25 protein-coding genes are annotated in these 25,120 nt (G+C 70.7%); 16 read left to right on the top strand and 9 right to left on the bottom strand.

Annotation, left to right across the window (positions count from 1 at the left end):
• Complete coding sequence (locus AB0O65_RS00670) at window positions 1-2,493, top strand: DUF3516 domain-containing protein (RefSeq protein ID WP_363382185.1); 2,493 nt, start codon at window positions 1-3, stop codon at window positions 2,491-2,493.
• 19 nt (window positions 2,494-2,512) lie between these two features.
• Here the strand turns inward: AB0O65_RS00670 and AB0O65_RS00665 are convergent, their stop codons facing one another.
• The 3 genes from AB0O65_RS00665 to AB0O65_RS00655 are packed head-to-tail and all read right to left on the bottom strand — an operon-like array spanning window position 2,513 to window position 5,759.
• A complete protein-coding gene (locus tag AB0O65_RS00665; protein WP_363382183.1) occupies window positions 2,513-3,865 on the bottom strand; it encodes a glycosyltransferase in 1,353 nt (450 codons plus the stop codon).
• Entirely contained in the window at window positions 3,862-4,833 is a 972-nt protein-coding gene (locus AB0O65_RS00660) for a hypothetical protein (RefSeq protein ID WP_363382180.1), read from the bottom strand. The genes AB0O65_RS00665 and AB0O65_RS00660 overlap by 4 nt, the downstream gene beginning before the upstream one ends.
• On the bottom strand, window positions 4,830-5,759 hold the full coding sequence (locus AB0O65_RS00655) for a WcbI family polysaccharide biosynthesis putative acetyltransferase (RefSeq protein WP_363382177.1): 930 nt from the start codon (window positions 5,757-5,759) through the stop codon (window positions 4,830-4,832). The genes AB0O65_RS00660 and AB0O65_RS00655 overlap by 4 nt, the downstream gene beginning before the upstream one ends.
• A gap of 62 nt (window positions 5,760-5,821) precedes the next feature.
• Between AB0O65_RS00655 and AB0O65_RS00650 the strand changes: the two genes are divergently transcribed.
• Genes AB0O65_RS00650 through AB0O65_RS00635 form a run of 4 tightly spaced genes read left to right on the top strand, consistent with a single transcriptional unit; the run spans window position 5,822 to window position 9,934 of the window.
• A complete protein-coding gene (locus AB0O65_RS00650; protein ID WP_363383493.1) occupies window positions 5,822-6,937 on the top strand; it encodes a glycosyltransferase in 1,116 nt (371 codons plus the stop codon).
• Window positions 6,934-8,082: a glycosyltransferase gene (locus AB0O65_RS00645; RefSeq protein WP_071643254.1), complete on the top strand. Its 1,149-nt coding sequence runs from the start codon at window positions 6,934-6,936 to the stop codon at window positions 8,080-8,082. Before AB0O65_RS00650 ends, AB0O65_RS00645 begins: the two co-directional genes overlap by 4 nt.
• Window positions 8,079-9,092 carry a glycosyltransferase gene (locus AB0O65_RS00640; protein WP_313480295.1) on the top strand — a complete coding sequence of 338 codons (1,014 nt, stop codon included), beginning with the start codon at window positions 8,079-8,081 and terminating at the stop codon, window positions 9,090-9,092. The genes AB0O65_RS00645 and AB0O65_RS00640 overlap by 4 nt, the downstream gene beginning before the upstream one ends.
• Window positions 9,089-9,934 (top strand): galactosyltransferase-related protein, encoded by an 846-nt coding sequence (locus AB0O65_RS00635; RefSeq protein WP_313480294.1) that lies wholly within the window; start codon window positions 9,089-9,091, stop codon window positions 9,932-9,934. The genes AB0O65_RS00640 and AB0O65_RS00635 overlap by 4 nt, the downstream gene beginning before the upstream one ends.
• Window positions 9,935-9,983: 49 nt before the next feature.
• Here AB0O65_RS00635 and AB0O65_RS00630 read toward each other — a convergent pair whose 3' ends face one another.
• Window positions 9,984-11,492: an SDR family NAD(P)-dependent oxidoreductase gene (locus tag AB0O65_RS00630; protein WP_071643248.1), complete on the bottom strand. Its 1,509-nt coding sequence runs from the start codon at window positions 11,490-11,492 to the stop codon at window positions 9,984-9,986.
• Between the two features lie 69 nt (window positions 11,493-11,561).
• On the opposite strand from AB0O65_RS00630, the gene AB0O65_RS00625 reads away from it, so the two are divergent.
• The 4 genes from AB0O65_RS00625 to AB0O65_RS00610 are packed head-to-tail and all read left to right on the top strand — an operon-like array spanning window position 11,562 to window position 14,160.
• Window positions 11,562-12,641: a M4 family metallopeptidase gene (locus tag AB0O65_RS00625; RefSeq protein WP_363382172.1), complete on the top strand. Its 1,080-nt coding sequence runs from the start codon at window positions 11,562-11,564 to the stop codon at window positions 12,639-12,641.
• The gene (locus AB0O65_RS00620; protein WP_363382169.1) at window positions 12,616-12,969 is read left to right on the top strand and encodes a protealysin inhibitor emfourin; all 354 of its coding nucleotides are present in this window, start codon (window positions 12,616-12,618) and stop codon (window positions 12,967-12,969) included. The genes AB0O65_RS00625 and AB0O65_RS00620 overlap by 26 nt, the downstream gene beginning before the upstream one ends.
• An 18-nt stretch (window positions 12,970-12,987) precedes the next feature.
• On the top strand, window positions 12,988-13,890 hold the full coding sequence (locus tag AB0O65_RS00615) for a VOC family protein (RefSeq protein ID WP_363382167.1): 903 nt from the start codon (window positions 12,988-12,990) through the stop codon (window positions 13,888-13,890).
• Between the two features lie 39 nt (window positions 13,891-13,929).
• Entirely contained in the window at window positions 13,930-14,160 is a 231-nt protein-coding gene (locus AB0O65_RS00610; RefSeq protein WP_363382164.1) for a hypothetical protein, read from the top strand.
• 22 nt (window positions 14,161-14,182) lie between these two features.
• On the opposite strand, the gene AB0O65_RS00605 is transcribed toward AB0O65_RS00610, so the two are convergent.
• Window positions 14,183-14,491, bottom strand: a complete 309-nt coding sequence (locus AB0O65_RS00605; protein WP_071643240.1) for a hypothetical protein — start codon at window positions 14,489-14,491, stop codon at window positions 14,183-14,185.
• 54 nt (window positions 14,492-14,545) lie between these two features.
• Here AB0O65_RS00605 and AB0O65_RS00600 point away from each other — a divergent pair, with 54 nt between their 5' ends.
• Together AB0O65_RS00600 and AB0O65_RS00595 are read left to right on the top strand one after the other, a co-directional pair.
• On the top strand, window positions 14,546-15,256 hold the full coding sequence (locus AB0O65_RS00600; RefSeq protein ID WP_363382161.1) for a ribonuclease H: 711 nt from the start codon (window positions 14,546-14,548) through the stop codon (window positions 15,254-15,256).
• Between the two features lie 45 nt (window positions 15,257-15,301).
• Window positions 15,302-15,682 carry a hypothetical protein gene (locus tag AB0O65_RS00595; protein WP_363382159.1) on the top strand — a complete coding sequence of 127 codons (381 nt, stop codon included), beginning with the start codon at window positions 15,302-15,304 and terminating at the stop codon, window positions 15,680-15,682.
• 3 nt (window positions 15,683-15,685) lie between these two features.
• Here the strand turns inward: AB0O65_RS00595 and AB0O65_RS00590 are convergent, their stop codons facing one another.
• Window positions 15,686-16,717 carry a mechanosensitive ion channel domain-containing protein gene (locus AB0O65_RS00590; protein WP_313480289.1) on the bottom strand — a complete coding sequence of 344 codons (1,032 nt, stop codon included), beginning with the start codon at window positions 16,715-16,717 and terminating at the stop codon, window positions 15,686-15,688.
• Between the two features lie 155 nt (window positions 16,718-16,872).
• Here AB0O65_RS00590 and alr point away from each other — a divergent pair, with 155 nt between their 5' ends.
• From alr to AB0O65_RS00575, 3 genes are read left to right on the top strand one after another with little or no spacing between them, the layout of a single operon-like run.
• On the top strand, window positions 16,873-18,036 hold the full coding sequence (gene alr / locus AB0O65_RS00585) for an alanine racemase (protein ID WP_313480288.1): 1,164 nt from the start codon (window positions 16,873-16,875) through the stop codon (window positions 18,034-18,036).
• Window positions 18,033-19,079 carry a D-alanine--D-alanine ligase gene (locus AB0O65_RS00580; RefSeq protein ID WP_363382154.1) on the top strand — a complete coding sequence of 349 codons (1,047 nt, stop codon included), beginning with the start codon at window positions 18,033-18,035 and terminating at the stop codon, window positions 19,077-19,079. The genes alr and AB0O65_RS00580 overlap by 4 nt, the downstream gene beginning before the upstream one ends.
• Window positions 19,076-19,459 carry a DoxX family membrane protein gene (locus AB0O65_RS00575; protein WP_363382151.1) on the top strand — a complete coding sequence of 128 codons (384 nt, stop codon included), beginning with the start codon at window positions 19,076-19,078 and terminating at the stop codon, window positions 19,457-19,459. The genes AB0O65_RS00580 and AB0O65_RS00575 overlap by 4 nt, the downstream gene beginning before the upstream one ends.
• Before the next feature lie 21 nt (window positions 19,460-19,480).
• On the opposite strand, the gene AB0O65_RS00570 is transcribed toward AB0O65_RS00575, so the two are convergent.
• A complete protein-coding gene (locus AB0O65_RS00570) occupies window positions 19,481-20,461 on the bottom strand; it encodes an SRPBCC family protein (protein ID WP_363382148.1) in 981 nt (326 codons plus the stop codon).
• A gap of 1 nt (window position 20,462) precedes the next feature.
• Window positions 20,463-20,840 (bottom strand): metalloregulator ArsR/SmtB family transcription factor, encoded by a 378-nt coding sequence (locus tag AB0O65_RS00565; protein ID WP_313480284.1) that lies wholly within the window; start codon window positions 20,838-20,840, stop codon window positions 20,463-20,465.
• Window positions 20,841-21,091: 251 nt separating this feature from the next.
• Here AB0O65_RS00565 and AB0O65_RS00560 point away from each other — a divergent pair, with 251 nt between their 5' ends.
• Both AB0O65_RS00560 and AB0O65_RS00555 read left to right on the top strand, forming a co-directional pair.
• Window positions 21,092-22,432, top strand: coding sequence for a hemolysin family protein (locus AB0O65_RS00560; RefSeq protein ID WP_313480283.1), 1,341 nt, complete (start codon window positions 21,092-21,094; stop codon window positions 22,430-22,432).
• Window positions 22,429-23,424 carry a CNNM domain-containing protein gene (locus AB0O65_RS00555; RefSeq protein ID WP_313480282.1) on the top strand — a complete coding sequence of 332 codons (996 nt, stop codon included), beginning with the start codon at window positions 22,429-22,431 and terminating at the stop codon, window positions 23,422-23,424. The genes AB0O65_RS00560 and AB0O65_RS00555 overlap by 4 nt, the downstream gene beginning before the upstream one ends.
• A 37-nt stretch (window positions 23,425-23,461) precedes the next feature.
• Here the strand turns inward: AB0O65_RS00555 and AB0O65_RS00550 are convergent, their stop codons facing one another.
• Window positions 23,462-25,120: an AarF/UbiB family protein gene (locus AB0O65_RS00550; RefSeq protein ID WP_363382143.1), complete on the bottom strand. Its 1,659-nt coding sequence runs from the start codon at window positions 25,118-25,120 to the stop codon at window positions 23,462-23,464.

Raw genomic sequence — 25,120 nt, 5'->3', positions numbered from 1 at the left:
ATGCCTCTCGATCCCTCTCCGGTGCGCGGCGCCGACCCGGATTCCCTCTATCTCGCCTTCGTCGAGTGGGCGGAGTCGACCGGCATCAGCCTGTACCCCGCGCAGGACGAGGCGGTCATCGAGATCGTGTCGGGCAAGAACCTGATCCTGTCGACGCCGACCGGCACCGGCAAGTCGCTGGTCGCCATCGGCGCGCACTTCGCGGCTCTCGCCGCTGGACGCCGCACCTTCTACACCGCCCCAATCAAGGCGCTGGTCAGCGAGAAATTCTTCGCGCTGGTCGAGGTGTTCGGCGCGGAGAGCGTCGGCATGATCACCGGGGACTCATCGGTGAACGCCGACGCGCCGATCATCTGCTGCACGGCCGAGATCCTCGCCAACCGCGCGCTGCGCGAGGGTGCTGACGCCGACGTGGGCCAGGTCGTGATGGACGAGTTCCACTTCTACGGCGATCCCGATCGCGGCTGGGCGTGGCAGGTGCCGCTGCTCGAGCTGCCACAGGCGCAGTTCGTGCTGATGTCGGCGACCCTGGGCGATGTCACCGAACTCGCCGCCGACCTCACCCCTCGCACCGGTCGCGAGACGGCGGTGGTCACGGGTGTCGAGCGTCCGGTGCCGCTGCACTTCTACTACGAGACGACGCCGATCCACGAGACGATCGACGAGCTGCTTTCGACCGGGCAGGCGCCGGTGTACATCGTGCACTTCTCGCAGGCCGCGGCGATGGAGCGCGCGCAGGCGCTGGCGAGCGCGAAGGTCGCGACCCGGAAGCAGCGGGATGCCATCGCCGACCTCATCGGCGGATTCCGCTTCACGACGGCGTTCGGCAAGACGCTGTCGCGGCTGCTGCGGCTCGGCATCGGCGTGCACCACGCGGGGATGCTGCCGAAGTACCGCCGACTGGTCGAGCAGCTCGCCCAGCGCGGCATGCTTCGGGTGATCTGCGGCACCGACACCCTCGGCGTGGGCATCAACGTGCCGATCCGCACGGTGCTGCTCACCGCGCTGACGAAGTTCGACGGCACGCGGATGCGTCAGCTAAACGCCCGCGAGTTCCACCAGATCGCCGGGCGCGCCGGGCGCGCGGGCTACGACACCGCAGGGACGGTGGTGGCGCAGGCACCCGAGCACGAGAGCGACAACATCGCCGCGGTGAAGAAGGCGGGCGACGACCCGAAGAAGAAGCGCAAGATCATCCGCAAGAAGGCGCCCGACGGGTTCGTGTCCTGGGGCGAGCCGTCGTTCCAGAAGCTCATCGGCTCCGAGCCCGAGACGCTGACGTCGCACATGCAGATCACCAGCGCGATGATGCTCAACGTGATCGCCCGCGGCGGCGACGTCTTCGCGAATATGCGCTCCCTGGTATACGACAACCACGAGCCGCGAGCCGCGCAGCGGCTGCTGGCCCTGCGGGCGCTCGGCATCTATCGCACCCTGCTGCAGTCCGGCGTCGTGGAACGGGCAGACGGCACCGTGCGCCTCACCGTCGATCTGCAGCCCGACTTCGCGCTCAACCAGCCGCTCTCCCCGTTCGCTCTGGCGGCCTTCGAGCTGCTCGAGCCCGAGTCGCCGACGTTCGCCCTCGACATGATCTCGATCGTCGAGGCCACCCTCGACGACCCGCGCGCGATCCTCAGTCAGCAGGAGTTCCAGGCCCGCGGCGAGGCTGTCGGCGCGATGAAGGCGGAGGGCATCGAGTACGACGAGCGCATGGAGCTGCTCGAGCAGATCACCTACCCCAAGCCCCTCGACGAGCTACTGAGCGCGGCGTTCGAGACCTTCAGCTCGTCGCAGCCGTGGATCCGCGACTTCGAGCTGCACCCCAAGTCGGTGGTGCGCGACATGTACGAGCGGGCCATGTCGTTCGGGGAGTACGTCGCCTACTACAAGGTGGCCCGGTCAGAGGGGGTTGTGCTGCGCTACCTGTCGGATGCCTATCGCGCGGCCTCGCAGACCATCCCCGAGCAGCTGAAGACCGACGAGCTGCGCGACCTCATCGAGTGGCTCGGCGAGCTGGTGCGTCAGGTCGACTCGAGCCTGCTGGACGAGTGGGAAGAGCTCATGGCGGGCACCGACAACGGCGTCGTCGATCGTCATGACGAAGCGGTCGTGCCGCCCGCACCGAAGCGTCTCACCGCCAACACCCGCGCCTTCCGCGTGCTGGTGCGCAACGAGATGTTCCGCCGCGTGCTGCTCGCCGCCCGCGAAGACGTCGAATCCCTGGCCTCGCTCGACGCCGACTTCGGCGCCGACGGCTGGAACGACGCCCTCGACGCGTATTTCGCCGAGCACGACGAGATCCGCACCGGTGCGGATGCCCGCAGCCCGCAGCTGCTGCTCATCGAGCAGAACGCGCAGCAGTGGACCGTGCGGCAGATCCTCGACGACCCGGCCGGCGACCACGACTGGGCCATCTCCGCGACGATCGACCTCGGCGCGTCCGACGAGGCGGGTGAGGCGGTCGTGGCCGTGACCGGCGTGACCAGACTGTAGCTGCGGCGGGCGCGACCCGTCAGCGGAACGACTCGACGCCGCCCCACCCGCCGACCCACGCTTCCACCCGCGGGTCGGGTCTCAGCGCGTGCGTCCCGACGGCCGCCATCCGCCGGGTCCGGAACCCATCCTCGTGGCCCCACCGTTCGGCTCGACGGGCCGCCCGCCGAGCCCGCAGCGACCCGAGCGACGAGCCGTCGTCGTCGATGAGCTGGACCGTTCCCACGTCGCCGGTGCCGAGGCCGTGCACGAGGTCGACGATCCACGTCGCATCGAGCACCACGACGGGACGGCTCATCTCCCAGACGACCCTGGCGTCGACGTCGTCGCGCGCCGGAGCGACGCGAGGGTCCTCATCGAGCGCCGCGGGGATGTCGTCGAGCAGCAGCCGGGCGCGCGGGAACGCCGCGAACAGCGAATCCGCCATGACGAACAGTGCCGCCGGGGAGTGCTCTCCGCGCAACCGCACCACGAGGTCCGCGGCACCGGGCCACAGCGCCCGCGGCGACGACCCCGGCACCGGGATGGACGACTGCATCCGCAGGGTCTGGGCGTTGGCCCGATCCATCCCCGACCCCTCGCGGCCGGCCCACTCCGGGCCGTCGTGCCAGGCGACCGCGTCGGGAACGTGAGCGAACACCGCACCCGCCTGCCACATGCGGTGCGCCCACTCCCAGTCCTCGCCGCCGTACGACGTGAACGTCTCGTCGAATCCGCCGACCTCGTCGAACAGGCTCCGCGAGCAGCCGATGACCGCGCCGATCACGAACCGGTACGAGCGGTCGTCGGCGTCGAGCAGAGCTCGGCTGCGCACGTACTCCTCCGCCAGCCAGACGGGTTCCGGCAGTTCTCGCCCGGCGGCGGCCTCGGTCACCGGCACCTCGGGCGGGATGCCCGAGAAGTCGGCATGCCGGCGGCGTCCGACGACGACGGCTTCGGGCAGCAGCGCGGGAAGCCTGCTGAGCGCGCGCACGTACCCGGGCTCCGGCGACGTGTCGGCATCGAGGAAGCACAGCACCTCGCCGGTGCTCGCGCGCACGCCGAGGTTGCGCACGGCGGCGAGGCGGAACCCGTGATCGTCCTGACGCACGAGGATCACGTCGTCGGGCACCTCGACCTCACCGGGCGATCCGTCGTCGGCGACGATGACCTCCAGCAGCTGCGGCGGGTAGTCCTGCGCGGCGAGCGCGTGCAGGGTGCGGGCGAGCTCCGCGGGCTGATCGTAGTGCGAGACGATCACCGACACCCGGGGCAGCGGGTCGGGCCGGATGCCGTCGAACGAGTCCCACCGGTTGCCGACGACCCACCGCCGTCCGGCGAACCCCCGCCCTGCGGCGAACCCCTGCCCTCGGGCGAAACCCCGCGCCGTCACGAGTCCAGTCCGTCCCACAGGCGCAGGTACCCGCTCGCCACCTCGGCGCGCGAGACGGGCAGGCGCGCGAGCCCGTGCCAGGTCGTGTCGGGGTGCGCGATCGCGTGCCGCAGCGCACCGGCCAGGTCGCCCTCGGCGACGGCGGTGATCGTGCCGGGGCGCAGCGCCGCCATCTCGTCGATGTAGCGGTTGCGCACCGCGACCGGGCGTCGGCCCCAGCCGATCCATGAGGCCAGCGAGCCGGATGCCGAGATGTGCCGGTGCGCGATCACCGGCACGCTCACCGCTCGGCCGCGTCGGGCGATCTCGTCGTCATCCAGCCACCCCGTGACCTCGACCTCGACGCCGAGGCCGGCCGCGCGCCGCACGAAGGTCTCGAGCTCGGCCGCATGCCCGTCCGACGCGCGCCCGAGCACGGTGAGCCTGCTGATCCCCGCCGCGGCCGCCGCATCCGCCGCCTCGTCGTGCCCCTTGCCCGGGTAGAAGAAGCCGAGCACTCCGACGGATCCGTCCGGGCGGCCCCTCCCGGCATCCGCCTCGAGCTCGACGGGCAGGGGGATGACGGAGACCGCACCCGACCACACGTCCTCCTCGCGCAGCAGCGCCCGCTCGTGCTCGCTGTTCACGACGACGGCGCGGGCCGCGGCCGCCACCCGCGCGTACGCCGCCCGGCGTCGGGTCCGGTTCTGCTCTCCGTCGGATGCCTGCGGCACGTCGTGCAGGGTCACACTCAGGCGCACGCGGGACGCGAGATCGGCGAACACGCGAGAGGCATCCTCGGGCGACGCGCCCCAGAGCCGGTCGGTGAAGTGCGCGTGCACGGCCGTTCCCTCCGGCAGCTGACCGACCTCGCCCGCGTCGACGGTGCGCGCGTCCCCGAGCGCGCCGACCGCGGCCGCCATGTCACGGGCGTACACGGCGACGCCATGGTCGCCGGGGTGCACCAGCAGCAGGGGCGTGCCGGTCATGCCGTGCGCCAGACGGTCAGCAGCGGCGCCAGACGCTCGACGGCTGCGGCGACGAACTCGGGATGAGCGGCGTACCAGGCCAGGTGGGCATCGCGCACCGACGCGTCGTCGACGATCCGTCCCTCCACGATCCACTCCGCACGCGGTTCCTCGGCCAACCCCCACGCCTCGACCACCTCCGGGGCGCGCGGGGCGCGCACCGAGTCGAGCAGCGGACGTCCGGGGTCGACCGGTCCGTCTGCCGCGCCCAGCGCCTCGAGGATGCGGGCGCCGAGCGGCATCCAGACCGCGTTCCCGGGGTGGTTCACCGTGCGCATGTGGTCGGCCGTGACCGTGTCGAAGAGGTCGGAGACCGGGATGTCGGTCACCGCTTCGCGCGCGCGCAGAACCTCGACAGACGAGCGGGCGACGGCCCGCACGGCATCCGGCGGCAGGGACGACGACACCGGCAGTCCGGCGGCCGTCGCGAGGGTGCGCACGTCGTGGTACGCCACGACCGGCGGATCCTCATCGATCCCCGGCACCCGGATCGCCGCCTGGAACGGATGCAGCCCCGCGAACCGCACGGGCGGCACCGTGAGCACCCGAGCCGAGGTCGCCGCGGCCACCTGGCGCGTGCCGAGAGGCAGGTCGTGGTAGTCGTCGCGCACCGGCTGGGTGACCACCGTGTGCGCGGCCGCCACCACGTCGTGCAGACGCCGCGCATCGTCGGCCGTCAGCTCGTGCACCGGCGGGGTTCGGATGAAGCGGCGATCCGCGGTGTCGATCACGAGCCGCAGCGACTCGGCCTGGCAGTTGCCGAGCACGACGCCGAAGCTCTCGGGCAGAGGGGCCAGACCGTAGAACTCCCCGTAGTGCCGACGCCGTCCTAGCACCGCCGCCTCGGCGGGCGCAACGGTGGTGACGTCGGGAGAGGAGGGGTCCATGCTTCGAAGGTATACCTCTGTCTTTCTCCGCTTGACCCCGTTGATTTTTCACGCATCCATCCCTGCGATCTGCGCACTCAGACCGCTCAGCCACTCGAGGAGGAACCATCGGTACAGCCTCCGCGCCCGTCCGGGTCGCCTCCATCCCGTCCGCCCACCCCTACATCCAGGCCATCACCGATCCGCACCGGGTCGCGCTGCTGCCCGACCCTCCGGTGCCGGGCGCCCCGCCCGAACAGTGGTGGCCACCGGTCGCGATGACCGCGCGATGGCTCAGCGAGAACGCCGCCGAGTTCGACGTGCTGCACGTGCACTTCGGGTTGGAGTCGTTCACGGCGGATGAGCTGCGCGACGGTCTCGATGCGGCCGCCCGCGCGGGCCGCCCTGTGGTGTTCACGGTGCATGACCTCGACAATCCGCAGATCGTCGATCAGGATCCGTACCGAGCGCTGCTCGACGTGATCGTCCCGGCCGCCGATCGACTGATCACGCTCACGCCGTCCGCCGCTGCGGAGATCGAGCGTCGGTGGGGTCGCCCGAGCGTGGTGCTCGCCCATCCGACGCTTCTCGACGAGGCCGCAGACCCCGGACGCGTCACCGACGGCGAGACCGTGCGCGTCGGCATCCACCTGCGCGACCTGCGCCCGAACATCGACGCGGAGAACGCGGTCCGCGCGGCGGTGCACGCCGCGCGGCTGCTCGAGCGGTCGGGCCCGGCGGTCGAGATCGAGGTGCTGCTGAACGAGAACGTGCGCGACGATCGCACCGCCGACCGGGTGGTCGCCGCAGCCGACGGGCATGCCGCCGTGCGGGTGCGGCGGACGCCGTATCTCACCGATGCGGAGATCGAGCAGTGGCTCGTCGGGCTCGATCTTTTCGTGCTGCCCTACCGGCACGGAACGCACTCCGGATGGGTCGAGCTCTGCTACGACCTCGGCGTTCGGGTGGCCGGAACCGACGTCGGACACATCCGGTCGCAGCATCCGTCCGATTTCCGCGTGGTCGATCTCGACGATCCGCGAACGGTGGCCGCCGCGGTGACGTGGGCCCGCGACGACTCCCCGTCGGCAGACGAGGTGGTCGCGAGCCGGCGTGCGCAGCGACGCGATCAGAGACGCGCCGTGCGCGACGCGCACGCCCGCCTCTACCGCGACGTCATCGCCGGAGTGCCGGCGTGAGCGCGGGTCAGCGCCTGCGCGTGCTGGTCGTCGCGCCCGAACGGCATGCTCTGCGCCAGCCGCATGCGGGTGGGCTCGAGGCGGTGGTGTGGAATCGGGTGCGGTGGCTGCGCCGACGCGGACACCGCGTCGACCTGTGCGCCGCCGCCGGGTCGGATTTCCTCGGCTCCGACCCCGACCTGCACCTGCCGAGCCCGCGCTGGCATCGCACGCACGACGCGTCCGACACGGAGAACCCGGCCGGCCACCGCGGGCGGATGGCGGATGCCTTCGCACGCGTGCGCTCGCGACTGACCGACCCGCTCGACGGCGTCGACGTCGTCGACAACCACAGCCTGCACGGCGACCCGATCCTGTGGAGCCGCGACCTGGGCGTTCCGGTCGTGACGACCCTGCACACGCCGCCCCTCCCCGACATGGTGCGCGCCGCGCGATCACTGCCGTCGTCGGCCCCGCATCGCTTTCTCGCGGTCAGCCAGTACACCGCCCGCTCGTGGTCCGCGGAGGGCGTGGACGCCTTCGTCTTCCCCAACGGTGTCGACAGCACCGAATGGCGACGAGGAGCGGGCGGGGATCACTGGGTGTGGTTCGGCCGCATCGTGCCCGAGAAGGCACCGCACCTCGCGATCAGAGCCGCACTGCTCGCCGGTGCACGCATCCGGATCGCCGGTCGCATCGGCGACCCGGTGTATTTCGACCGTGAGGTCGCGCCGCTCCTGGGTGACGGCGCGGAGTACGTCGGACCGCTGCGTCAGCCCGAGCTGTGCGCTCTGGTCGGCGCGTCGTCGGTCGCGCTGGTCACCCCGGTCTGGTCGGAGCCGTTCGGTCTGGTGCTGGCCGAGGCGCTGATGACCGGCACGCCGGTCGTCGCGTTCGATGCCGGCGGGGCGCGCGAAGTGCTCGCCGGGCTGCCCGGATGCGCTGTCGTGCGCGCCCGCGATGTGAGCGCCCTTGCTCGGGCCGCCGTCAGCCTCGCCGCCGAGTCGGCGTCGGGCGCATTCCGTGATCGGGTTCGCGCTGCGGCATCCGCCCGGCATTCGCTCGCCCGGCGTCATCGCGAGGTGGAGCGCGTGCTCGGCATCGCCGCCCAGACCCCGGCCGCGCTCGTGGACGAGGCGAGGGTCGCGGAGGCGGTCGGCGCATGATCGGCTGGTACGTGCACCACCACGGATGGGGACACCGCACCCGGATGCAGGCGATCCGGCGCCACCTCGACGAGGACGTCACCGTGTTCTCGAGCCTCCCCGCCCCGGCGACGCTCGACAGCGGCACCACGTGGATCCGCCTGCCCGCCGACGCCGATCCCGTCGTAGGGGCCGACGGAATGCGCCGCGAGGCGCACGAGCTCGGCGACGTCACCGCCGGCGGCGCGCTGCACTGGGCGCCGATCGGACACGACGGACATCAGACGCGACTGGCGATGATCGCCGACTGGATCGCCCGCACCCCGGTCTCGGCGTTCGTCGTCGACGTCAGCGTCGAGGTCACCGCCTTCGTGCGGCTTCTGGGCGTGCCGACCGTGGTGTTCGCCCAGCCCGGCGATCGCTCTGACGCCCCGCACCGTCTCGGCCACGACCTGGCGGATCGCATCGTCGCACCGTGGGCCGAAGGCCTTTTCGATGCGGCGGAGCTGTCGGACCGCCGCGAGCGGGTGCGTCACGTGGGGGCGATCTCGCGGCACGACGGGCGGGATCGGCACCCGGCCGCCGACGGCGATGCGCGCCGCGTGCTCTTCCTCAGCCGCACCCTCCATCCGCCGCAGCTCGAGCAGACCATCGCGCAGCTGACCGCGCGGGGCTGGGTGGTCGAGACCGCCGGCGCGCGCGACGACGATCGGGTCGACGATGTGTGGCCGATGCTCTGCCGGGCGACTGTGGTGGTCAGCGCCGCCGGCCTGAACGGTGTGGCCGACCTGGCTGCCGCCGGAGCACGCGCGGTGGTGCTGCCCCAGGACAGGCCGTTCGGCGAGCAGGAGCACACCGCACGTGTGCTGCAGTCCGCCGGCTTCGCACGCACGGCGCCCGCCGACTCGTCGCCGGAGCACGTCGCCGCGCTCGTCGAGCGGGCCGCCGCCTCGACCCCGGACTGGACCGGCTGGGGTGCCCGTGGCGCCGCAGCCCGGGCGGCCCACGCCATACAGGAGGTCGCCTCATGACCGCACGGATCGGTGTGATCACGCCCGCGTCGCAGAATCGCCTCGCGCACCTGCACCGCCAGCGTCGTTTCCTCGACGCGGTCGCGCGGCCCGAGCACGAGGTGGTGCGCATCGAGGCGTGGCTCGACAGCGAGCCCCCGCCCCCGTTCGACGGCGCCCTGCACGTGCATGTTCCGCCCGGGCGCGACGGCATGCGCGTCGGCGCCGCTCGCAACGCCGCTGCCGAGCTGGCGGTCGCTCAGGGCGTCGATCTGCTCGTGTTCCTCGACGTGGACTGCCTGCCGGGGCCCGAGCTGCTCGCCCGGTACGTCGAGGCGGCGCGGTCGCACCCCGACGGTCTGCTGTGCGGGCCGGTCACGTACCTGGAGAGCGTGCAGCGGCCGTCATCCGCCGATGAGCTGGAGGCGATGACCCGACCCCATCCGGTGCGCCCGAACCCGGCGACCGGCGTCGTCGAGACCGCGGGTCCGGCCGAGTACGACCTGTTCTGGTCGCTGTCGTTCGCGGTGACACCTGCTACGTGGGCGCGGCTGGGCGGCTTCGACGAGAGGTACGAGGGGTACGGCGCGGAAGACACCGACCTGGGCCGGCGAGCCCGCTCGCTGGGCATCGGTCTGCACTGGGTCGGCGGTGCACACGCCTATCACCAGTGGCATCCGGCCGGCACTCCGCCGTGGCGCCACCTCGACGACATCCTGCGCAACGGCGCCCTGTTCGCCGAGCGGTGGGGCGAGTGGCCGATGGGCGGCTGGATCGACGCGTTCGTCGCGGCGGGGGCGGTCGAACCTCACGACGGCGGATACCGCCGGACCGTGCGCGCCCCGGCAGTCCAGGAGCCGTGACGCCGCGTTCTCGCCCAGTCCGCCGCGCCTGCACAACCGCTCCGCCGGGTCACCAGGGGCTGGGCCGGTAGTCCTTCAGGAACACGCCCTGCAGGTCGACGCCTGCCTCTCCCTGCACGATCGGGTCGTACACGCGTGCGGCGCCGTCGACGAGGTCGAGCGGGGCGTGGAAGCCCTCCTCAGCCAGGCGCACCTTCGTGAAGTGCGGGCGCTCGTCGGTGATCCAGCCGGTGTCGACGGCGGTCATCAGGATGCCATCGGTCTCGAGCATCTCGCCGGCACTCGTGCGGGTGAGCATGTTCAGCGCGGCCTTGGCCATGTTGGTGTGCGGATGCCCCGGCCCCTTGTACCGGCGCGAGAACTGCCCCTCCATCGCCGAGACGTTGACGATGTACTTGCGCCGGGCGCTCGACGCGGCCATCGACGCGCGCAGCCGGCTGATCAGCAGGAAGGGCGCGGTGGTGTTGCACAGCTGCACCTCGAGCATCTCGAGCGGATCGACCTGCTCGACCGACTGCACCCAGCTGTTCACCCGGTTGACGTCGGGCACCAGCCCACCCGCGTCGATAGCCGTGCCGTCGGCGTGCTTGACGAGCGACGACGAACCGGGCGCCATGGCGAGACGTGCGAGGTCCTCCGCCGTGAGCGCCTGTCCACCCTGCTCGGCGACCGTGCCGCCCAGCGCCGCGACCGACAGCAGCGGGTGCGCGTCGACCGAGGCCTGCAGCGCCTGCGGATGCGGGTCGGCGGTGTGCCCGAAGGTCTCCATCTCGGGCAGCGGGCCGTCGGGCAGCGGCTGCAGTTCGGCATCCGCCAGCAGCGAGTACGCCCCCGGCGAGCGCCGCACGGTCTGCGCGGCGTTGTTGATGAGGATGTCGAGCGGCCCCTGGGCCGCGACCGAGTCGGCGAGGCCGATCACCTGGGCGGGGTCGCGCAGGTCGATGCCGACGACGCGCAGCCGGTGCAGCCAGTCCGAGGCGTCCGGCAACGACGAGAACCGTCGCACCGCGTCGCGCGGGAAGCGGGTCGTGATGGTCAGGTGCGCGCCGTCGCGCAGCAGCCGCAGCGCGATGTGCATGCCGATCTTCGCCCGCCCGCCGGTGAGCAGGGCGCGCTTACCGGTGAGGTCAGTGCGGGCGTTGCGCTTGCCGTGGCTGAAGCGGGCGCACTCGGGGCAGAGCTGGTGGTAGAACGCGTCGACGAGCGTGTACGGCTGCTTGCAGATGTAGCAGTTGCGGGGCTTGAGCAGCTCGCCGGCGATCGGGGCGTCGACGACGCTGGACTCCAGGTCGAGGCCGCGCGTCTCGTCGTCGATGCGGTCGGGCGCGCCGGTCGCCGTGCGGGCGACAACGGCCTTGTCTGCCTCGGCGATGGCATCCCGGATCTCCTTGCGACGCGCGCGCTTGACGGCCTTGAACATGTTGGCGGTGGCGCGGCGGACGGCCAGGTAGTCCGGATGCTGCTGATCGACCTCGTCGAGCGATGCGAGCACCCGGAGGGTGGTGGCGAGGTCGTCGGGGTCGATGCCGGAGGCGGGCAGCGAGGGGGCATCGGTCATTGGGCCGATTCTACGCGGCCCGGCTGAGACCCCCTGGGCGTTGTCGGCACCCCGGCGTAGGGTCGGCACATGAGCACCTTCGATGCTGCGCACACGTTCGCTCGCCAGGGCATCGTCCCCGGCTACCTGCTGGCGCACCTGGCGAGATCCGAGCGCTACCCGCACGCCGCCCAGGCCGCACGGCAGACTCTCATCGCGGGCCGGCCGGCGTTCCACGCGGCGCTCGAGCTGTCGATCGATGAGAACGGTGATCTCGTCGCCGAGGTGGCGGCCGCCCCCACCCGCACGATCTTCGATGCGCAGAACACCGAGACCCTGCCCGGGCTCATCGTGCGCACCGAAGACGACGAGCCGGTGGCCGACGACACGGTCAACGAGGCGTTCTACGGTCTGGGTGCGACCTTCCAGATGCTGCTCGACGCGTTCGAGCGCGACTCGCTCGACGGCGCGGGGGCGCCTCTCAACGCGACCGTGCACTACGGAGAGGATTACGACAACGCATTCTGGGACGGCTCGCGCATGGTGTTCGGCGACGGTGACGGCGAGGTGTTCGTCGGCTTCACCCGGTCGGTCTCGGTCATCGGCCACGAGCTGGGTCACGGGGTGATCCAGAGCACGGTCGGGCTCGTCTACCGCGACCAGTCCGGTGCGCTCAACGAGTCGATCGCCGATGTGCTGGGCGCGCTGACCGAGCAGCATCTGCTCGGTCAGACCGCCGATCAGGCGTCGTGGCTGGTCGGCGAGGGCATCTTCACGGATGCCGTGCAGGGGCGTGCTCTGCGCTCGATGCTCGAGCCGGGCACCGCGTACGACGACGATGAGCTGGGCAAGGACCCGCAGCCGGCGCACATGCGCGACTACGTGCAGACCGTGGAGGACAACGGCGGCGTGCACATCAACTCCGGCATCCCGAACCGCGCCTTCGCGCTGGCGGCGACCGCGATCGGCGGGCACGCGTGGCAGGGCGCGGGACTCGCCTGGTATCGCGCGCTCATCGGCGATCTGTCGTCGACGGCCGATTTCACCGAGTTCGCCGAGAAGACGATCGCCGCGGCGAGCGGCATCGGGTCTACCGTGGAGTCAGCGGTCCGCGACGCGTGGATCGCGGTCGGAGTGATCGAGGATGCACGAGATCGAACCCCCCGCTGACGGTGCGGGAACGGACGATGCGCAGGATCGCATCGTCGTCGCGGTGGTGCGCAGTGGCGGCATCGCCGGGCTCCGCCGCCGCTGGCGGGCGGAACCGGCACCCGAGCAGGCGCCGACCTGGATCGAGCTCATCGATCGCTGTCCGTGGGAAGAGCATCTCGATCCGGATGCCCGTGGCGCCGATCGATACGTGTGGAGCATCCACGCCCGCCTGCGCGACAAGCAGCTCGAGCAGGTCGTTCCCGACACGCGGCTCGAGGGCGCGTGGCGTGAGCTCGTCGACGCGGTGCGCGGCGCCGATGCCGGCACTGACGAAGACGAGCACTGACAGCACGATGGAGTGAAGATGACGCAGAAGATCGTTCCCAACATCTGGTTCGCCGGAAACGCGGGTGAGGCCGGCGAGTTCTACACGACGGCGCTGCCGCAGACGAGCGCGCACGTCGCGATGCACTACCCCGACGAGCTGCCCGATTTCCAGAAGGGCCTCGAGGGCGAGCCGGTCGTCGTCGACCTCGACGTCGCCGGGTTCCGGATCACGATGATCAACTCCGATGACACTGTCCGTCCGACTCCGTCGATCTCGTTCATGCTCAACTTCGACCCGCTGATGTTCGACGGCGACGCCGATGCCGCGCGCACGGCACTCGATGAGACCTGGGCTGCGCTGTCTGACGGCGGACAGGCGCTCATGCCGCTCGGCGAGTACCCGTTCAGCCCGCACTACGGCTGGGTGCAGGACAGATTCGGTGTCAGCTGGCAGCTGATGCTGACCGACCCGACCGGCGACCCGCGTCCGTTCGTGATCACGCAGATTATGTTCTCGGGTGACGTGCAGGACAGGGCGCGCGAGGCCGTCGATCTCTACCTCTCGCTGTTCGACGACACCGCGTACGGCACCGTCGTCGCGTACGAGCAGGCCTCCGGCACGGCCGCGGCAGGCAGCATCATGTTCGGCGAGTTCCGCATCGGCGAGCAGTGGTTCTCGTTCATGGACTCGAACGTGCGACACGAGTTCGGCTTCACCCCCGGTGTCTCGCTCGAGATCCGCTGCGCGGACCAGGCCGAGATCGACCACTTCTGGAACGTTCTGTCGGCGGTGCCGGATGCCGAGCAGTGCGGCTGGCTGGTCGACCGGTACGGCGTGAGCTGGCAGGTCGTGCCCGAGAACATGGACGAGCTGCTGGCGAAGCCCGGGGCCTATCAGCGCATGCTGGGGATGAAGAAGCTGGTCATCGCCGACTTCTGAGGTCGACCCCCGGGCCGGAGGCGGAGGAGGATAAGGAACATGGGACTGTTCACACAGAAGCCGCAGGAGCCCAGCGCGTGGGCCGCACTGCCCGGTGAGCCGCTCGACGAGACGAACCCGACCGAGCGGCTCGACGAGGCGCCGTCGCTCGATCTGCTGGATGTCGGGCTCAGCGCCCAGTACTCCACGATCGTCCTCCCCGTGAAGGCGCCGGCACCCGAGGCGGCCGCGACCGCGGACGCAGCGGACGTCCCGGACGCAGGCGAGTAGCCGGCCGACCCGTCAGCAGCGCTCAGCGCCTGCGGGCGCGCCGCGAAGCGACGAACAGCACGACGCCGCCGGCCAGCAGCGCCGCCACAGCGGCGATCCGCAGAGGCAGCAGCTCGTCGGTGTAGCGCGAGGTGAACGACACCAGCGCGAGGAGGAATCCCACTGTGAGCAGCACCGCGGCTCCCAGCCAGGCGAGCAGAGGTATCCGTCGCGTGGCGACCGACGACCGCGACGTCTGGGGGCTCGGCCGGTGGAACATGCGCGCGATGACGATCACGACCAGCGCGATCACGACCACGATGATCACGGTCTTCAGCGCGAATCCGGTCACTCCTCGAGCGTACCGACTTCGGGCTGTGTCCCACCGACGCCGTACGGTGGAAGGATGACGATCACCGCCGCCGCCGATGGCTCCGCCCTCGGCAATCCGGGTCCGAACGGCTGGGCCTGGTACATCGACGACGACCGCTGGGCCGCGGGTGGCTCACCGCACGGCACCAACAACCAGGGCGAGCTGCAGGCGGTGCTCGAGCTGCTGCGCGCCACCGCCGGTGTCGACGAGAAGCTCGTCATCGAGTGCGATTCGCGCTACGTCATCGACTCGGTGACCAAGTGGATGCCGGGATGGAAGCGCCGCGGCTGGCGCAAGTCCGACGGCGGCCCGGTGCTGAACCGCGAGCTGCTCGAGGGCATCGATGAGGCGATGCGCGGCCGCGACGTCGAGTTCACGTGGGTGAAGGGACACGCCGGGCATCCGCTGAACGAAGCCGCCGACGAGCGCGCGAACGCCGCCGCAAAGGCGTATCAGCAGAAGCAGGAGCCGCGTCGTGGCCCCGGCTTCGTCTCGGCGTCGGATGCTGGGGCCGCACTCGCCGGCGCGATGGCGGTCTCCGCCTCGATTCCGTCGCGCCCCGCGCAGGATGCCACCCTCCTCTGGGCCGAGCCTGCCGATCTGCTCGACGGACTCGACGAGTCCGCAGCATCCGCCCCGCTCGAGCTCACCGTCTCGCTGACCGCGACCGAGCACGCGCGACTGCGCGACCGCGCCGACGCGCAGGGCATCTCCCTCGAAGACGCCCTGCGCCGACTGATCTGAGCTCGCGCGACCCGACCGCCGAGGCGGGCTGCGTACACTCGCGGAATGGCGTCCACTGCGCAGACGATCACCCGCTCCGCTCTCGGCGGGCTGCTGCTGTTCACCGGGGCGGCGCATCTCACGTTCGCGCGGCGCGGGTTCCGCGTCGCGGTGCCCGAGTGGGTGCCGGGTGATCCGGATGCCACGGTCGTCGCATCCGGCTGGGCCGAGATCGCGCTCGGGGCCGCGCTGCTGCTCGCCCGCCGGCGCCGACGCGGCGTCGGCCGGCTCGTCGCGCTGTTCTTCATCGCCGTGTTCCCCGGCAACGTGTCGCAGTGGACGCATCACCGCAGCGCCCCCGGACTCGACACCGAGATGAAGCGGTTCGGGCGCCTGTTCCTGCAGCCGGTGCTGGTGCTGCTGGCCCTGTGGGCGACCCGCGACTGACGCTCAGCTCTCGAGCGAGACGCGCGTGCGCGGCAGGGCGTCAGGATGCTCCTGCTGCAGCCAGGTCATCATCTGCTCGCGGACGGCGCAGCGCAGCGTCCACAGATCGTCGGAGTCCTTGGCCGAGACGGTGCAGCGCACGGTGACGAAGCCGCCCTGCGAGTCGGTGACCACCACGCCGCTGCTGCGGCGGTCCCAGGCGTCGGAGGCATCCATGATCTCGTCGAACTTGGCGCGCACGGCATCCATCGGCACCCGCCAGTCGAGGTCGAGGTAGACGGTGCCGAGGATGGCATCCGAGCGGCGGGTCCACGTCTCGATGACGTTGGTCGTGAAGTAGCTGCACGGGATGACCAGGCGCCGCTCATCCCAGACGTAGACGACCACGTACGAGAGGTTCAGCTCGCCGATCCGGCCGAACTCGCCGTTGATGACGACGACGTCGCCCACCCGGATCGAGTCGGTGAAGGCGATCTGGATGCCGGCGATGAGGTTGCCGAAGATCGATTGCGCCGCGAGCCCCGCGATCACCGAGACGATGCCTGCCGACGCGAGCACGCTGGTGCCCACCACGCGCAGCGAGGGGAACGAGAACAGTGCCATCCCCACCGCGATCACCGCGATGAGCACGACCGTGAGCCGCTGGATGATGAGGATCTGCGTGCGACGGCGGCGCAGGTCGGCACCCGTGAACGTCGTCTTCTCGCGGGTGAGCAGACCTTCGAACGCGAACGAGGTGACCGTGCCGAGCAGCCAGGCCCCGGCGAGGATCGTGCCGATCAGCAGCACGTGCGAGACCGCCGGCCACCATTCCTCACGCGCGGGCTGCGTGACGGATGCGGCGATCCAGAGCGCGACGATGAGCACGACCACCGCCCACGGGCGCCGCGCGCGGCGCGAGAGGTCGCGCATCCAGGTGGCCCTGCGGCCCAGCAGCGACGCGATGGTGTGCGGGGCGAGTACGGCGGCGATCGCGGCCACCAGGGCGATGCCGACGGCGATGGCGGTTCCGGTCCACGAGGTCCAATCGAGCATCCTTCAACCGTAGGCGGCGTCCGGTTGCGAAGCTGTGTGGCCGGTGACCGGTCGGCGTCGTCGGCGTCGGCGTCGGGCGAGATCATCCGAGCGGATGACGCGAGTACGCCGCTGCGCCGATGCGTCGGATATCGGCGATCACGTGGACTGGGAGCATGCCAGCAGTCCTCTCCGAAATCGACCCCGCAGCGCTTCCCACCGCGACCGCGACGGGGTCGAGTCCCTCCATCGTCGCGGTGTCGACCGCGGCGATCCAGGCGAATACCTCGCGCATGCGCGAGGTGTGCGCCACGCCCGTCATGGCCGTTGTCAAGGCCGGCGGGTTCGGCCTCGGCGCCGTACGCGCGGCTCGCGCGGCCCTGGCGGGAGGCGCGACGGAGCTGGGCGTCGCGACATGCGCCGAGGGGATCGAGCTGCGACGGGCGGGCATCGATGCACCGATCTTGGCGTGGATGCTGCACGACGACGCCCCCGTGCGAGCGGCGGTCGCCGCCGGCGTGCGCCTGTCGCCGACATCCGTACCCCAGCTGGGACGCATCGTCGCCGCAGCGGGCGCGCTCGGCGTCGCGGCCGAGGTGGAGATCGAGGTGGAGACCGGCATGAACCGCTCCGGCGCTCCGCGTGCGGAGTGGGCGCGCCTGTTCGAGGCGGCCGCAACGGCCTCGGCATCCGGTCTGCTGCGGGTCGTCGGGGTGTGGACCCACCTCTCCGGCACGACACCCGCGCAGTTCACCGCGCCGTTGGCGCACCTCGACGACGCCGTCGCCCTCGTCAGGGCGGCGGGGCTGCACGTGCGCAGGCACGCGGCCGCGTCTCTCCCCGCGGCAGTGGACCCGCGGACCCATCTCGATCTGGTGCGGCTGGGAGCCAGCCTCTTCGGCGTCGAGCCGATGCCCGAGCGACCACTGGGTCTGGCTCCGGTGGCGAGGTGGCAGACGCGGGTGAGTCAGACGCGCGACGTGTGCGCCGGCGAGAGCGTGGGCTACGGGCAGACCACGATCACGTCGGCGACCCGACTGGCGCTGATCCCGGTGGGCTATGCCGACGGCATCTCGCGCCGCTCATCCGGCGGTGGGCGCGCGATGACGGTGACCGTCGGCGGGCGGCGCTGTCCGCTCATCGGCGCTGTCTCGATGGACCAGTCGGTGATCGACGTGGGCGACGCCTCGGTGACCGCGGGCGACCGGGTGATCCTGCTGGGCGATCCGGCTCGGGGAGAGCCGTCTCTGGCGGAATGGTCATCTGCGGTGGGCACGATCCCGCAAGAGGTGCTGACGGCGATCGGTCCGCGCGTCGCTCGGGTGGAGGTCGGCGCGTGAGCCGGGTCATCGTCCTGTCCGGCGGCGACAGCACCGAGCACGAGGTCTCGCTGGCATCCGGCGCCGACGTCGCGGAGTCCCTCGCCGCCCACCATCGCGTGATGCCGATCCGGATCGACCGAAGGGGCATGTGGTGGATGGAGGGCGTCGACACCGCCTTCACCGCCGCCGACATCCTCGACGAGCTCGAACCCGACGACGTCGTCTTCCCCGTGCTGCACGGTGGGTGGGGCGAGAACGGCGGGCTGCAGCACGAGCTCGAGATCAGAGGCATCCGCCATGTCGGATGCTCTGCGGCCGCCTGCCGGATCGGCATGTCGAAGCTCGCCACGGCGCGCGCAGCCGCCCGCCGCGGCGTGCCGACGATCCCCACCAGGGTGCTGCACCGGTCGTCGTATCTCGCCGACCCCGATCTGCTCACCTCCGCTCTCGCCCGCGTCGCGGACTGGCCGTTGATCGTGAAGCCCGATGCGGGCGGATCGAGCGTGGGAGTCGCCGTGGTGTCGTCACTGCACGAGCTGCGGGCAGCGCTCGGGGTCGCCTTCGCGCTCGACCCGGTGGTGCTTCTGCAGCCGCTGGTCCGCGGAGCCGAGGTGAGCGTCGGGGTGTGGAGCGGAAGCACCCACGGGTTGCAGGCCACCGGCGGCTCCCTTGTGCACCTGCCCGACGGGGAGACCGCGTTCAGCTACGACCACAAGTACGCCGGCGCGGGCGGCTGGCTGGAGATCCCCGCCGCGTTTCCCGCGCCCGTGCTGCAGCAGCTGCAGGCCGCGGCGCTGGACGTGGCGGACGCCGTGGGAGTGGCGGGGCTGGCGAGGATCGACTTCTTCGTGACGGCAGACGAGGTCGTCCTCAACGAGATCAACACGATGCCCGGGCTGCGACGTGAATCCCACTTCCCCCGCCTGGTCAGGGCAGCGGGCACTCAATACGACGAGCTGCTCGACTCGCTCGTGCGCCGAGCAGCTCGGGCATCCGGGCGCGCCGGCGGCGATCGACGAACCGGCCGCGGCATCCGCACGGCGCGTACGATCGGGGCATGACGTCACCTGCTCGCATGCTCGCCCGCATCGCCCTCGGCGGCTTCCTCGCCTTCGCGGGCGTCAGCCACCTCACCGTCGCGCGCAAGGAGTTCCAGGCGCAGGTTCCCGACTGGGTGCCTCTGGATCCGGATGCCACGGTCGTGGCATCCGGTGTTGTCGAGGTCGGTCTCGGCACCGCGCTGCTGTTCGCGTGGCGGCGCCGCCGGCTGGTCGGAGTGCTGACCGCCCTGTTCTTCGTCGCGATCTTCCCCGGCAACGTGTCGCAGTGGACGCACCACCGTGACGGGTTCGGGCTCGACACCGACATGAAGCGCTTCGCGCGACTGTTCTTCCAGCCGGTGCTCGTGTGGCTCGCGCTGTGGAGCACCCGCCGCGGCTGATCGGGCCCGCCCCTGATCCGGTCAGGCGGTGAGGACGGCGGACTCGAGCCGCTGGTACGACGCCTCCATGCCGTCGGCCATGCCGGTGCCGAGGATCATGTCGCGGGTCTCCTTGTCGGGGTACTCGATGAGCACCGTGATCAGGGTCGCGCCGTCCTCCTCGTACAGGTTCAGGTCGTTCAGTGTCTCGGGGCCGTCGGTGCCCTGCATCCGCTCGGTCGTCACCGCGCGGCGCGGGGCGTCGACGAGCAGCGTCTCGCCTTCGAAGCCGAACGGCTCGCCCTCGGTGTCACCGATGGGTGCCCACGAGTTGCGGTAGCTCTCGCCTGGCTCGTTTCCGACGGTGCACTCCGTCATCTCCCAGCCGTCGGGGCCCAGCATCCACTGCCTGATGAGACCGGGCTCGGTGTGCGCTCGCCAGACCAGCTCGCGCGGGCCCTCCACGAGGCGGGTGATCCGCACGTGGGTGTCGTCGAGCAGCTCGACACGCGTGCCCTTGCCCTGGGCGTAGTCGCGGAGGTCGTGCAGCACGGCATCCAGCTGCGACATCGCCATGCGGGTGCCCTCGACGGCGCCCATCGCGACGATCTGCTCGAGCGCTTCGAGCGAGACGAAGTGGCTGGTGTTGCGCATCCGGGTGCCGGTGGCGGTGGGCTCGAAGGTGAACTCCATGCGCATCGCGGGAAGGTCGTCGTTCGGGTTGTCCTGCTCGTCGGCGAAGCCGTCGAGCACCTCGAAGCGGTGCGGCTGCTCGATGGCGAGGAACTCCCAGTAGCCCGACGCCTTCTCGCCGCGCGGTCCGTGCATCGTGTAGGTGGCGCGTCCGCCGACCTCGTGGTTCCACGACGTGAAGGTCGCCGGCCAGCTCGGCGGGCCCCAGAACCGGCCGAGCTGATCGGGGTCGCTGTAGGCGGCCCAGACGCGCTCGACGGGTGCGGCGAGATCGGCGATCACGGTCATCGTCAGGCTCTCGTGGTCGGTGATGATGTCGGTGACAGGCATTTCAGACTCCTTCATTGGATTCGTCCGAGTCGGCCGAGTCAGTCGGCTTCTCGGCCAGCAGGTCATCGAGCCGGGCGATGCGTGCCCGCCACAGCTCTTCGTATCGGGCGAGGAGCGCCCGCGCACGGGCGATCATCTCGGGGTTCGCGCGGACGAGCCGCTCGCGTCCCTCGGCGCGCTTGACGATGAGGCCGGCCTCTTCGAGGACGGCGACATGCTTCTGCACCGCCGCGAACGACATCTCGTAGTCGCCCGCGAGGGTGGAGACGGAGTACTCGCGCTCGATCGTCCGGCGCAGGATGTCGCGCCGGGTCGAGATCGCGAGCGCATGGAACACACGGTCGATCTCCGCTTCGCTGAACTCTGTTTGTACAACCATTTGGTTGTACGTTAGAACGTGCGGATTCCCGTGTCAAGAACTTCTTCCTCGCTGCGCGACTCCCAGCCTGCCGATAAGACCGGTCAATATCCTTCGAGTGCCCACCCGTGCCCTACAGAAAGAACACCCGTGAGCACTTCGCGAACCTCCCCCGATCAGGAGGGTCGATCTTCCGGCCCCCTCGCTCAGAGAGGGGGTGATCCGGGATGCTGGGCGCGGCGCTGACACTGTTGGTCGGCGTCCTCCTGACATTGGCCATCATCGCCGCGTGCGGCTTCTTCGTGGCGCAGGAGTTCGCGTACATGTCAGTCGACCGCTCGCGGCTGGCGGCGAAGGCGGAGAAGGGCGATGCCCAGGCGAAACGCGTCCTCGCCATCACGAAACGCACGTCGTTCATGCTGTCGGGCGCCCAGCTGGGCATCACCGTGACCGGTCTGCTCATCGGCTACGTCGCCGAGCCGCTCATCGGCGAGTCGATCGGCACGCTGCTCGGCGGCGTCGGACTCGAGCCGGCGGCATCCATCGCCATCGGAACGATCGGGGCGCTGCTGCTCGCCACGGTGGTCACCATGATCTTCGGCGAGCTGTACCCGAAGAACCTCGCCATCGCGAATCCCGAGCCGCTGGCCAGGGCGCTGGCCGTTCCCACCCGCATCTACCTGCTGCTCTTCGGCTGGCTCATCACCGTCTTCGACGTCGCCGCGAACGCCCTGCTGCGCCTGGTGCGCATCGAGCCCCTCGAAGACGTGGACGAGAGTGCGACCGCCCGTGATCTGGAGGCGATCATCGACGAGTCCCGCTCGAGCGGCGACCTGCCCGACGACCTGTCGACCATCATCGACCGTATCCTCGACTTCCCTCATCGAGATGTCGAGCACGCGATGGTTCCGCGATCGCAGATCGACTCCATCCCCCCGCACACGACCGTGGCCGAGGTACGGGCCCTGATGGCGACCGGTCACACCCGCTATCCGGTGATCGACGAGGAGGACGCCCCGATCGGCGTCGTCGAGCTCATCGACGTTCTGCGCGGCGGGCACCGCGATGACACCCCGGTCGCATCGATCATGCGGGATGCCGTGGTGCTTCCGACCACGATGCCGCTTCCAGCGGCGCTGCACCGGATGCGGCAGACCCGCAACGAGCTCGCCTGCGTCGTCGACGAGTACGGCAACTTCGACGGCATCCTCACCATCGAGGACCTGACCGAGGAGGTCATCGGCGAGCTCTCCGATGAGCACGACCTGCCCTCGCCCGGGGTCGTCACCGAGGGCGAGCATCACTGGACCCTGCCGGGCGACGTGCACCTCGACGAAGTCGAGCGATTGATCGGCCATGACCTCACGCACGACGACGACGAGACGATCGCGGGCCTCGTGATCCGCGAGCACGGTGATCTGCCTCCGGAAGGGACGGCGCTGCGCATCGACATCCCCGAGAAGGCGGCCGAGACGATTCAAGGCATCCGGATGCGGCGCTGGCTCGAGGTGCAGGTGATCGAAGTCGCCCGGCTCGTGCCCTCGCGTCTCGCGGTGCGCCTGCGAGAGATCGACCTCGACCACGCCGCGACGGACGAGGAGGCCGGATCATGAGCTGGTGGATGGTGACGATCATCACGGCCGCCCTGATCGTCGCGAGCGCGTTCTTCGTGATCGTGGAGTTCGCGTTGCTGGCGGCACGCCGGCACCGCCTGGAGGAAGAGGCCGAGCGCAGCGCGTCAGCGCGCGCCGCGCTGCGCAGCGTGAACGAACTCACGGTCATGCTCGCATTCGCCCAGCTGGGCATCACCGCCTGCACGTTCGCGCTGGGTGCGATCACCAAGCCGGCGATCGACTACGCCCTCGCTCCGCTGCTGGAGCGATGGGGGCTGTCGTACATGCTCGCCGACATCATCGCGTTCATGCTCGCGCTGATCGTGGTCACCTTCCTGCATCTGGTGATCGGCGAGATGGCGCCCAAGTCGTGGGCGATCGCCCATCCGGAGACCGCGGCGAAGGCGACCGGCATCACGGCGCGCGCGCTCACCTGGCCGCTTCGTCCCCTCCTCCTGTGGATCAACCGCATCGCGAATCGGCTCGTGAAGGCATCCGGCGTCGAGCCGGTCGAGAAGGCTGCGGCCGGTGGTCAGGATGCCGACACGATCCGCAAGCTGGTCACTCACTCGCAGGCGGCCGGAACGCTCGAGGGCCAGTACTCCGAGCCGATCGCCAGCGTGATCGACCTGAGCGCCCTGCGCGTCGGCGACGTCGTCCGATCCGACCGCTCACCGACCTCCGTTCCCGCGACGGCGACCGTCGCCGAGGTGCAGGCCGTCGCGGCCGAGTCCGGCCATCTGCGCATCCTCGTGGGCGAGGGGCCGTCCTCGCGGGTCGTTCACGTTCGCGACACCCTCTCCGTGCCCGTGCTGACGAGCGCCGATGCCATCGCCCGCGACGCGCTCGTGCTCGCGCCGTCTGCGTCGGCGTACGACGCGCTGGCGCAGATGCGCCGCGATCGCGTGCAGCTGGCGACCGTGGTCGACGACGGCCGCCTGCTGGGCGTGGTCACTCTCGACGACCTGCTGCGGGAGGTCCTGCCCGCCTGACACCGGCGCGACCGCGCCGCACGCCTTCTCGCCCCGCCTACCGCTTCCCGAAGACCGCATGCAGCAGCGGAACGACCGACGCGACCATGAGTCCGACGCCCCACCCCGAGGCGGGCTCGAGCAGCAGTACGCCGCCGATCAGCATCCCACCGAACAGCACGGCTGAGACGGCGCGATACGCGACGCGGATGATCCGGTCGAGGCGCAGCTCGAGGCTGGAGATGTCGAAGGTCAGCGATCCGGAGTCGAGGCGGTTCAGCGCCGCATCCACGCGGGCGGGCAGCCGCCACAGCGTGGCGGCGTTGGCCATCGTCTGATCGCGCATGTCCTGCATGAGGTTGCCGCTCTCGTCGCGCAGCAGCTTGGTGGCATACGGCTCGACGGGCTCCCAGATGTTGAACGCCGGATCGAGCGCGCTGCACATGCCCGAGGTGAGCGACACCGCACGCAGAAGCAGCAGCAGCTTCTCGGGGAACTGCACGGGCAGCGACCGCACGGTCTCGCCGAACTCCATGCCGAATCGCTGCAGCTCGCGCGGGTCGACATCGCGCAGCTCGTTGAAGCCCATGCCGCCGAAGCGTGCGAAGAGCACCGAGAGGGCGCGCTCGAGCTCGACGGTGTTCGTCGAGGGCAGCAGCACGCCGATCTGCTGCGCGGCGACGATCATGCCGTGGCTGTCGCGGGAGGCGACGGCGATCACCAGGGTGCGCAGGCCCGCGCGGATGCCGTCGGGCACCTCAGCCATCATCCCGAAGTCGATGAAGGTCAAGCGCCAGTCGCCGTCGTCGAGGGGTGTCACGAAGACGTTGCCCGGATGCGGGTCGGCGTGCACGAAGGAGTGGGTGAAGACCTGGTCGAGCATCACCTGGGCGAACACGTGCGCGACGTCAGCGGGATCGATGCCGGCCTCGCGCAGCGCCGCCGTGTCGCTGATCTTGATCGCGGTGACGTCTTCGAGTGTGAGCACCCGTCGCGTGGAGCGCTCCCAGACGATCGCGGGCGCCGCGGCCCTGGCATCCGCTGCGAAGTTCTCGGCGAAACGTTCGGCGCTGGCCGCCTCGTGCAGGTAATCGATCTCCTCGTTGCAGGTCGCGGCGAACTCCTCGACGAGCGCAGGCGCATCGACGCGCGATGAGACGGCGCGCACGCGCGATGCCCAGCGCGACACCCGGCGCAGGGCCGCGAGATCGACCGCGACGATCCCGTCGATGCCGGGACGCTGCACCTTCACGATCACCCGGTAGAGTCCGGTGTCGGCCGCGTCCGCGGCCGCGAGGGTGGCGCGATGCGCCTGGCCGAGGGATGCCGCCGCGACAGGCACCGGGTCGAAGGACGCGAACGCCTGAGCCAGGGGCATCCCGAGTTCCGCTTCGGCAGCTGCACGGATGTCGTCGAACCGCTCGGGGGGAACCTCGTCCTGCAGGTCGGCGAGCTCGGCGGTGATCTCGGGCGGCAGCACGTCGAGGCGCGACGACATGAACTGGCCGACCTTGATCATGAGCCCGCCGAGCTCGACGGCGAGCGCGCGGAAGCGCCGGGCGAGACGCAGCATCCGGGCATCCCGCGTGCGATCGGCGACGCTCCCCAGCCCGAAGCGCGGCAGCACGAGCTCGAACCACCAGATCTGCGCGAACGCGCGTGCCGCGAAGCGCAGGATCCGGCGATAGCGAGCGCGGTGGTAGCGGGTCTCGTGCAC

Source organism: Microbacterium sp. NPDC077391 (assembly GCF_040686955.1).
Lineage (GTDB): Bacteria > Actinomycetota > Actinomycetes > Actinomycetales > Microbacteriaceae > Microbacterium > Microbacterium commune.
The sequence above is the reverse complement of the archived record's forward strand: the minus strand, read 5'-3'. Positions and strand labels throughout refer to the sequence as shown.

What these genes read in the sequence shown, in the direction of transcription:
- AB0O65_RS00670 (WP_363382185.1), top strand. Translation starts at nt 1, where the DNA reads ATGCCTCTCGATCCCTCTCCGGTGCGCGGCGCCGACCCGGATTCCCTC.
- AB0O65_RS00660 (WP_363382180.1), bottom strand. Translation starts at nt 4,833, where the DNA reads ATGACCGGCACGCCCCTGCTGCTGGTGCACCCCGGCGACCATGGCGTC.
- AB0O65_RS00655 (WP_363382177.1), bottom strand. Translation starts at nt 5,759, where the DNA reads ATGGACCCCTCCTCTCCCGACGTCACCACCGTTGCGCCCGCCGAGGCG.
- AB0O65_RS00640 (WP_313480295.1), top strand. Translation starts at nt 8,079, where the DNA reads ATGATCGGCTGGTACGTGCACCACCACGGATGGGGACACCGCACCCGG.
- AB0O65_RS00635 (WP_313480294.1), top strand. Translation starts at nt 9,089, where the DNA reads ATGACCGCACGGATCGGTGTGATCACGCCCGCGTCGCAGAATCGCCTC.
- AB0O65_RS00630 (WP_071643248.1), bottom strand. Translation starts at nt 11,492, where the DNA reads ATGACCGATGCCCCCTCGCTGCCCGCCTCCGGCATCGACCCCGACGAC.
- AB0O65_RS00625 (WP_363382172.1), top strand. Translation starts at nt 11,562, where the DNA reads ATGAGCACCTTCGATGCTGCGCACACGTTCGCTCGCCAGGGCATCGTC.
- AB0O65_RS00620 (WP_363382169.1), top strand. Translation starts at nt 12,616, where the DNA reads ATGCACGAGATCGAACCCCCCGCTGACGGTGCGGGAACGGACGATGCG.
- AB0O65_RS00615 (WP_363382167.1), top strand. Translation starts at nt 12,988, where the DNA reads ATGACGCAGAAGATCGTTCCCAACATCTGGTTCGCCGGAAACGCGGGT.
- AB0O65_RS00610 (WP_363382164.1), top strand. Translation starts at nt 13,930, where the DNA reads ATGGGACTGTTCACACAGAAGCCGCAGGAGCCCAGCGCGTGGGCCGCA.
- AB0O65_RS00600 (WP_363382161.1), top strand. Translation starts at nt 14,546, where the DNA reads ATGACGATCACCGCCGCCGCCGATGGCTCCGCCCTCGGCAATCCGGGT.
- AB0O65_RS00595 (WP_363382159.1), top strand. Translation starts at nt 15,302, where the DNA reads ATGGCGTCCACTGCGCAGACGATCACCCGCTCCGCTCTCGGCGGGCTG.
- AB0O65_RS00590 (WP_313480289.1), bottom strand. Translation starts at nt 16,717, where the DNA reads ATGCTCGATTGGACCTCGTGGACCGGAACCGCCATCGCCGTCGGCATC.
- alr (WP_313480288.1), top strand. Translation starts at nt 16,873, where the DNA reads ATGCCAGCAGTCCTCTCCGAAATCGACCCCGCAGCGCTTCCCACCGCG.
- AB0O65_RS00575 (WP_363382151.1), top strand. Translation starts at nt 19,076, where the DNA reads ATGACGTCACCTGCTCGCATGCTCGCCCGCATCGCCCTCGGCGGCTTC.
- AB0O65_RS00570 (WP_363382148.1), bottom strand. Translation starts at nt 20,461, where the DNA reads ATGCCTGTCACCGACATCATCACCGACCACGAGAGCCTGACGATGACC.
- AB0O65_RS00565 (WP_313480284.1), bottom strand. Translation starts at nt 20,840, where the DNA reads ATGGTTGTACAAACAGAGTTCAGCGAAGCGGAGATCGACCGTGTGTTC.
- AB0O65_RS00555 (WP_313480282.1), top strand. Translation starts at nt 22,429, where the DNA reads ATGAGCTGGTGGATGGTGACGATCATCACGGCCGCCCTGATCGTCGCG.